The sequence below is a fragment of the Sutterella sp. genome, from assembly GCF_030539355.1.
GTDB lineage: Bacteria > Pseudomonadota > Gammaproteobacteria > Burkholderiales > Burkholderiaceae_F > Sutterella.
Genome location: NZ_JAUNSF010000023.1, coordinates 23,733 through 28,918 on the forward strand (window position 1 = coordinate 23,733; position 5,186 = coordinate 28,918).

At 68.1% G+C, this 5,186-nt stretch carries 5 protein-coding genes; 4 read left to right on the top strand and 1 reads right to left on the bottom strand.

From position 1 onward, the window contains the following. A partial coding sequence (locus tag Q4F91_RS05655) for an MFS transporter (RefSeq protein WP_303335485.1) occupies positions 1-1,801 on the top strand: 1,801 nt, incomplete at its 5' end. Positions 1,802-1,825: 24 nt separating this feature from the next. On the opposite strand, the gene Q4F91_RS05660 is transcribed toward Q4F91_RS05655, so the two are convergent. Further along, entirely contained in the window at positions 1,826-2,800 is a 975-nt protein-coding gene (locus Q4F91_RS05660; RefSeq protein ID WP_303335488.1) for an AraC family transcriptional regulator, read from the bottom strand. An 89-nt stretch (positions 2,801-2,889) separates the two neighbouring features. On the opposite strand from Q4F91_RS05660, the gene Q4F91_RS05665 reads away from it, so the two are divergent. The 3 genes from Q4F91_RS05665 to Q4F91_RS05675 form a co-directional block, all read left to right on the top strand. After that, complete coding sequence (locus Q4F91_RS05665) at positions 2,890-3,657, top strand: GDSL-type esterase/lipase family protein (RefSeq protein WP_303335490.1); 768 nt, start codon at positions 2,890-2,892, stop codon at positions 3,655-3,657. An 83-nt stretch (positions 3,658-3,740) separates the two neighbouring features. After that, a complete protein-coding gene (locus tag Q4F91_RS05670) occupies positions 3,741-4,709 on the top strand; it encodes a DUF362 domain-containing protein (protein ID WP_303335493.1) in 969 nt (322 codons plus the stop codon). An 88-nt stretch (positions 4,710-4,797) separates the two neighbouring features. Then, positions 4,798-5,186, top strand: a 389-nt coding sequence (locus Q4F91_RS05675; RefSeq protein WP_368660975.1) for a flavodoxin family protein, incomplete at its 3' end; no start/stop codon positions are given.

Genomic DNA, 5,186 nt, shown 5'->3' on the forward strand with positions numbered 1-5,186 from the left:
CGCCGGTGTCATCATCCTCGGCGGCCTCATCAGTCACTTCGAGCGCGGCCGTCGCAGGGAGCGGGTCGCCGATCTCTCGCGCGGTTCGCAGATCGCCTGCATGGTGCTCTTCCTCGTCGTGATGCTCGCCAACGCCGCTGCGGCGCTCCACACGGTTTCCTCCGGATACACGCAGCGCGCGCGTGAGGATGCCTTCCGCACGGGTGAGGTCCTCACCGACTCGCTCGCGCGGCTCGTCACCGTGGGCATCTCGATCGAGAGCACCGACCGCATCGACGCGTATCTGAAGCGTGCGGCCGAGGCCGAGGGCAACCTCGCGGCCTTCGAGATCGTCGCCCCTGACGGCGGCAGAATCGCCGCAAGCGTTCCCGAGGGAACCGAGCTTCTCGGGGAGCCGAGGGTCTTTGCGCTCCCGAGCGCGCTCTCCGAGGACGCCTTGTCCGTCGAGGCCGCGCCGTCGCTCCGGGTGACGCTGCTGCGCGCGCCCTGGCTCGAGGCGCTCCGCCTCTCGGCGCTCGACCTTCTCACCGTGGGAGCCATCTCGTTCATCTTCATGGTGGAGCTCTTCTATCTGCTCACGCGTTTCTCGGCCTGGCGGGCGCTGCCGAAGGAGGGGCGGGGATTCACCGTCGAGTCGATGGGGCTCCTGCGGCCCCTCTGCTTCTTCGGCGTGATCGGCACCGATCTCTCGGTCTCCTTCCAGCCGCTCCGGATGGCGGAACTGCTCCCCCCGGACTCGCCGTCGCGCACCGTCATGATGGCGCTCGCGGTCTCGGCGATCATGGCCGGCATCGGCATCTCGGTCTTCTTCGGGGGCGGGTGGCTCAGGCGCGCCGGCGCCCGGCTCCTCATGACCGTGGGTCTCGCCGTATCGGGCGCGGGCAGCCTGCTTTGCTTCTTCACCGATCTGCCGTGGATGTTCATCGCCGCCCGTCTCGTGGTGGGCCTCGGCTGGGGCCTCTGCCTCATCACGGCGCAGGCCTGCGCGGTGAGAAAGAAGCTCTTGGTCGACGTCGAGGCCGGCATCTGCTCGGGGTCGCTCACCGGCTGCGCGCTTGGCGCCCTCCTCGCAGAGCGCATCGGCTTCACGCCGGTCTTCCTTCTCGAGGCGGCCGTGATGCTTTTGAGCGTCGCGCTGCCCGTGTTCTTCCTGCCCGGCAGGAACGTCTCGCTCGACGACCCCTCGCGTCAGCCCGTGCCGATGCGCCTCGGGGAGCTGCTTCGCAATCTCTGCGACCGGCGGCTCCTCGCGTTCTTCGTGCTTCTCGTGATCCCGTACCAGATCATCCTGATCGGCTGCTGCACCTACCTCGCGCCGGTATACCTCGCCCAAGCGGACTGCCTGCAGTCCGACATCGGCCGCGTCTACATGCTGCGGTCGCTGCCGCTCATCTTCCTCGGCACCTGGATGGGCACGATGCTCGGGAAACTGCCGGGCAAGCGCACCGCGATCGTCGTCGCCGCCGTGATCACCGCCTCGGGCGCGATCATCTCGTGCGTCTCGACGCCCTTGATCGGCTTCTCGCTCGGCGCGGTGGTGCAGGGTCTCGGCATGGCCGCCTGCATCAGCTGCTTCAGTTCGTACCTCGTGAGTCTCGATGTCGTCCGGCGCGTGGGCATCGACCGCATGATGAGTCTCTACGAGGTCTCGCAACGCGTGGGCAAGACCTTCGGGCCCATCGTGCTCGGCGCCCTTCTGGTGTACATGAGCGCGCCGATGGCGGCGGTGACGGTGGGCGTCGTGTACCTCGTCTGCGCGGCGGCATTCCTCCTCATCACCGCCGGAAAGCAGCGCGCCTGAAGCGGCGCGCCGCCGCCCGAGGGCTTAGATCGAGTCCTCGGCCGAGCCTCCCGAGGCGAGCTGGCGGCGGCGTTCCTCCGCGTCCTGGCGCGGCGTCGCGCCGAATTCCCGCGCGTACTCGCGCGTGAACTGCGAGGCGCTGCGGTAGCCCACGGCGGCTGCGGCCTCGGAGACGCGCCGTCCCTCGGTCACCATCAGCTCCTGCGCACGGAAGAGCCTGAGGCGCTTCTGGAACTGCACGGGCGAGAGCCCCGTGGTCTCGCGGAACCGGCGGTGGAAGACTGCGGACGACATGCCGATCGAGCGGGCGATCTCCTCGGGTGAGATGTCGCGGGCGATGTCGGCCTCCATCTCCTTGACGACAAGCGCGATGCGGTTGGCGGCCGTGCGCGCGGTGCAGAGCGGCCTGAGCGCCGCGCCCTCGGGCGAGAGTGCGAGGAGGAAGTGAAGCTCCTTCACGATGAGCGGACCGATGTACTTTGCGCGGAGCGGCTCGGCCGCGGCCTCGATGAGACGAAGCACCGCGCCGGCCATCTCCGGGGTCTGCCGGCCCGTGACGAGCGCCGGGGGCGTGAGCACTGAGCGGTTCGCGGCATGGGCCGCGGGTTCCCCGGCGATTTCAGAGAAGATCCGGGCGAGCTCCGTGAGGTCAAGCGGCATCGCGATCGAGAGGAAGGGGCGCTCCTTGCTCGGCGTGATCACCGAGCAGCGCCCGGGCATCGTGCTCGCGCAGATGAGGAAGCTCCCCTCGCGGTAGGTGGCGGTCAGGCCCCCGGCGAAGGTCTGCTTAGCGCCCTGCACGAGAAAGCTCACGCAGGGCCGGGTGATGTAGATCCCCTCGGCGTTCACCGACTCGCGCCGGTAGAAGCTCACGCCGGGAATGTCGGTCGCGAGCACCGTCGGGAAGGGAAGTCTTCTCATGAGTGCCCCGGCAGCACGGGAGAGCGCGGGAAGCGTAGCATCCGTTCCCGGGGCGGAGATTTCAGTGTTGACGGTCATCTGACTGAAAAATGCAATTCTCTGATTGAAAAGTACGAATGAGGATACCCGCCCCGACTGTACTATGCAAATCAGGAGGAACGAAGACTATGCCTAAACTGCTCACGCTCGCCGCACTGCTTGCGATTCCCGCGATGGCGCTCGCCGCCGGCGAACGCATCATGGTCTACGGCGACTCGAACACCTTCGGCTGGATCACGGGCGAGAAGATCTCGCGCCTCGATCCGGACCTCGCCTGGCCCGCCCAGATGAAGAAGAGCCTCGGCGACGCCGAGGTGATCGTCGAGGGGCTCTCGGGCCGCACGACCGAGGTCGAGATGCCGCTCGGCTACGGCACGGGCCGCATCCACGGCGTCTCGATGAACGGCGCGGCGTATCTGCCCGCGGCGCTCTCGAGCCACCTGCCGCTCGACCTCGTCGTGATCATGCTCGGAACGAACGACATGCACAAGCTCGCCGACCGCACCGCGGGCGAGATCGCGCTCGGTCTCGGGCGCCTGACGGAGATCGTCCGCGGCGGCAAGTGGCAGGACCGCACCGACTATCCCGTCCCTGACGTGCTCGTGATCACGCCGCCGGTGCTCAAGTTCGAGAAGAGCATCTGGCAGCAGGGCTTCCCCGAGGGCGAGAAGCTCTCGAAGGCCCTTCCCGGCATCGCGAAGCCGATCGTCGAGGCCCTGGGCGGCCACTTCATGGAGGGCGCGAAGATCGTCCCCGTGGCGAGCTCGCCCGACGAGGTGCACTTGTCCGAAGCCGAGCACAGGGCGCTCGGCGAGGCAGCCGCCGTCGAGGTGAAGCGCATCCTCGGGGAGCGCGCGAAGCGCCTCGCCGAGGAGAAGGTTCTCACCGTTCCCTGATGAATCCGTCCCGGCGGTGCCTCGGGCACCGCACGGGCGGAACTCCAGAAACTGAAATTCCGCTTGCATTTTGAGAGGCAGACATGACGAATGATGTGAAGAAAAGCCCGGACCGCACCGAACTCCTTGGTTTCCCCATCACTCGTCGACGCCTCACTGCGGCGGGCGCCGCCGCGGGCTTGCTCGGACTCGCCGGACGGGCGTCCGCCGCAGCCGCGGAGCCCCCCGAGGTCTACTACAGCCCCGTCGTCTCGGCGGAGAAGCTCATCGAGGCCTACGAGCGCGTCTCGGCCGGCCTCTCGGGCCGCATCGGCATCAAGATCCACGGCGGCGAAGCCCGCGTGAACCTGCCGCTTTTCCGCGCGCTCCAGGAGCACATCCCCGGGAGCGACTTCGTCGAGTGCAACTGGGCGAGCGACTTCGGCGGCGCGCGCCGCTGGACCGCCTCGCACATCGAGGAGATCCGCCGTCAGGGCGTGGACTTCGCCCCGGTGGACGTGCTCGACCGCGACGACCGCTACGAGACGATTCCCGTCGAGGGCGGCAATGAATTGACCGAGATCGAGGTCCCCGCGGCGCTCCTTCATGACTACGGCGGCATCGTCGTGCTCACGAACTTCAAGATCCCGAGCTTCGCGGGCTACACGGGCGTCGTGAAGAACATCGGCATCGGACTCGCCTCGCCCGACGGCAAGGCCCGCGTGCACGGGAAGGGCTACGAGCGCACGGAAGGGTTCTTCTCGAGGCTCGCCGACGCGACGAAGGGCATCCGGGCCGCGATGGGCACGAAGATGGTGGGCATGAGCATCATCACGGGCCTCAAGGCCGACCCGTACGGCGGCGTCACCCCGAAGGGCGGCGACCTCGGCATCCTCGCCTCGCTCGACCCCGTCGCCTGTGACCAGGCCGCCTGCGATCTGATCTGGGGGCTCCCGCCCGACGCGGCGAGGAAGCTCACCACGCGCGAGAAGATCGACTCGGGCTACCTGCAGCTCGAGGACCTCGAGCGCTGCGGCGCCGGCAGCCGCGCCTACCGGCTCGTGCGCATCTGAAGAGAAAATTCAGAAATCCCCGCCTTCCCCGGAGACCCCTCGGAAAGAAATCCGGCGAGAAGTCGGACAACAAGAAGGAGACCCCGCCATGACCGAGATCCTGCATTTCACGAAGTCGCTTGAAACGAACCTCACCCGCCGCGAGGTGCTCGGCACCGGTGCCGCGGCCGCCGCCGGGGCGCTGGCCTCGGGGCTCCCGGGCATCGCCGCGGCGTCGCCGACGCGCGGCAAGGTGACCCTCGTCACGGGCAGTCCCCACCGCCGCGGCACGTCGTTCCTGCTCGCCGACGAGTTCATTCGCGGCATGAAGGACCAGGGCGTCGACGTCTACCGCTTTGACGCCGCGTTCAAGCGCGTCACAGCCTGCTCGGGGTGCGACCGCTGCGGGCTCGGCTCGGCGCCGTGCGTGTACAGAGACGACATGTTCGAGCTCAATCCGCACTTCCTCGAGAGCGAACTGATCGTGCTCTGCTCGCC